The organism is Acidiphilium sp. PA, from assembly GCF_026191915.1.
Lineage (GTDB): Bacteria > Pseudomonadota > Alphaproteobacteria > Acetobacterales > Acetobacteraceae > Acidiphilium.
Genome location: NZ_JAIMBY010000072.1, coordinates 1 through 2,263 on the forward strand (window position 1 = coordinate 1; position 2,263 = coordinate 2,263).

The window sequence follows — 2,263 nt, forward strand, 5'->3', positions numbered from 1 at the left end:
ATCAACCGAAACCGGCGGCTCGCGAAGGACTTCGAGGCCACGATCGAGAGCGTCGAAGCCTTCCTCTACGCCGCGTCCAGCGTCATCCTGCTACGAAGGTTGGCACGTTGATGAACCGATTCGAAATGGACTCTCAGTTTTGTTCCAGTGGATAGGTCAGTTGTGCTGTCTGATGTGTCGGAAAATTTTACACCTCGGAGTCGAATTATTTATAAATTATTGATTCAGAAAGGCAAAACTTTTTGGCACGATGTTTGCTTATATTTCAGCGCTACAAAATTGGACATTCAAAGAGCGGTCTGCCGTGGTGGCGGACGCGAGGAATGGGTCGGCGGGGTCCGTCTAACAGTCCGGATGTCCTAAGACAATGGAGACTTAACAATGCGTATTGCGACGATCTTATTGGCGAGTGCTCTGGTGGCGGCGGGCTCTGCTGCGGTTGCCCATGCAGGCGCCAATCTCGTTACGAACGGTGGGTTTGAACAGACTAATGGCCCGGTGACGGCGAGCACCCAGTTCGGCACGGGGAGTCTGAATGGATTTTCCGCCACGAATTTCGTGACGGGCTGGACCGGCAACAATGGCTATGAAATCTGGTTTCCGAGCGCCACGGCATCGACCACGGAAAATGCGTTCTCGGAATATGGTCAAGGGTCTACCAGCAATACTGGTAAGGAGAAGCTTTGGTCCGCGATGACCTCGCCAAACGGTGGCGCTTTTGTCGGTCTCGATGGCGATCAGACGCCGGGCATACAGAGCAGCATCAGCCAGGCAATTATGGGTCTGACGGTCGGCAGCACCTATACCGTGTCGTTCGACTGGGCGGGCGCACAGGTTCAGAGCCGTACAGGCGCTACGACTGAGTATCTGGCGGTTTCGTTCGGCAGTTCGACACAGAACACCAATGTTTTGAATAATGCGAGCGAGGGTTTCACCGGTTGGCAGACTGCGTCGTTAAACTTCATCGCCAACGCAGCCACTGAGACCCTGTCGTTCCTGTCGGTCGGCACACCGTCCGGCTACCCGCCGATGGCGTTACTCGATGGCGTTTCGGTGGAGCAAGTGGCCGTGCCGGAGCCCTCTTCGCTCGCGCTGCTTGGTGCGGGTCTGGTCGGGCTCGGTCTGGTGATCCGCCGCCGGCGTACGGCGCGGAAATCAAACCAGGTCTGAGTCTGGACGACGATACCATCGTCTGGGGATACAACCGCTCGGGCTTGACGGCCCGGGCGGTTGCTTCACTTTGGGCTTGGGGGTTTTGCAATGCACGCACTTATTTTTGAAGCGCTCCGGCTGACGGTCTGGCTCGTGTTGCTGGCGGCGATTTTCGTGCCGCTCGAACGGTTGGTCGCGGTGCGGCCGCAGCGGGTGTTTCGCAAGCAGATTGCGATCGACCTGGCGTATTACGTGATGAACTCCGTATTGATCGGGGTGGTTCTCGCGGTACCGCTTTCATTGCTTGGGGCCGCTGTTCATAATTTGATGCCCGGTGGGTTTCTGGCTGCGGTTGCGGGTCTTCCGGTTGGTGTTCGGCTGGGCCTATCGGTGCTGCTGGCCGAGACGGGGTTTTACTGGGGGCATCGGTGGTCGCACGAGGTGCCGCTGCTCTGGCGGTTTCATGCTGTGCACCATAGTGCCGAGGAAGTTGATTTTCTGAGCAATACCCGGGCGCATCCGGTCGACATGGTATTGACCCGGCTGTGCGGGTTCGTTCCGGTATTCGCGTTGGGGCTCGCGCAAGGGCCGGCGCTACCGGCGGTGGTTGTCGTGATCGGGACAATGTGGGGCTTTTTCGTGCACGCCAATGTGCGTTGGCGGTTCGGCTTTCTGGAGTCGGTTGTTGCAACGCCGTTTTTTCACCGGTGGCATCATACCAACGACGCCTGGCGTGACCGAAACTACGCCGCGATGCTGCCGGTGCTCGACCGCGTGTTCGGCACGTTTCATCTGCCGGAGGCCTGGCCGACCGAATACGGCATCGATACGCAGATGCCGGCCACGTTTGGTGGCCAGTTGATGAGCCCGCTTGGTCCGCGCGGGCCGACCGTCATGACCGTCCGCGAGTAGGGTCGTGCCGCAGCACGGGTGAAACGCCCCGCGCGATCGGCATTCCCACGCAGCGGCCCGTGGTCTAGTGCACTGACTCATTCGGATGGTTCAGGGATTTGAGCGAGCTTTTCGAAGATTGAGGCTGGGGTTGCGGTCCAGAGGAATGGCTTGGAATTCTTGTTGTGCGCCTTGATGTAGCGCTTGATAGCGTCTTCGA

Annotated in this window: 2 protein-coding genes and 1 pseudogene; all 3 read left to right on the forward strand. The window is 58.5% G+C overall.

Features of this window, described 5'->3' with window-relative positions:
• Positions 1-111 (forward strand): annotated as a pseudogene (locus tag AruPA_RS21525) (IS5/IS1182 family transposase); the annotation flags it as partial.
• A 270-nt stretch (positions 112-381) separates the two neighbouring features.
• Entirely contained in the window at positions 382-1,170 is a 789-nt protein-coding gene (locus AruPA_RS21530) for a DUF642 domain-containing protein (protein ID WP_265638777.1), read from the forward strand.
• A gap of 90 nt (positions 1,171-1,260) precedes the next feature.
• Positions 1,261-2,064: a sterol desaturase family protein gene (locus tag AruPA_RS21535; protein ID WP_265638778.1), complete on the forward strand. Its 804-nt coding sequence runs from the start codon at positions 1,261-1,263 to the stop codon at positions 2,062-2,064.
• The last annotated feature ends 199 nt before the right edge of the window (positions 2,065-2,263 follow it).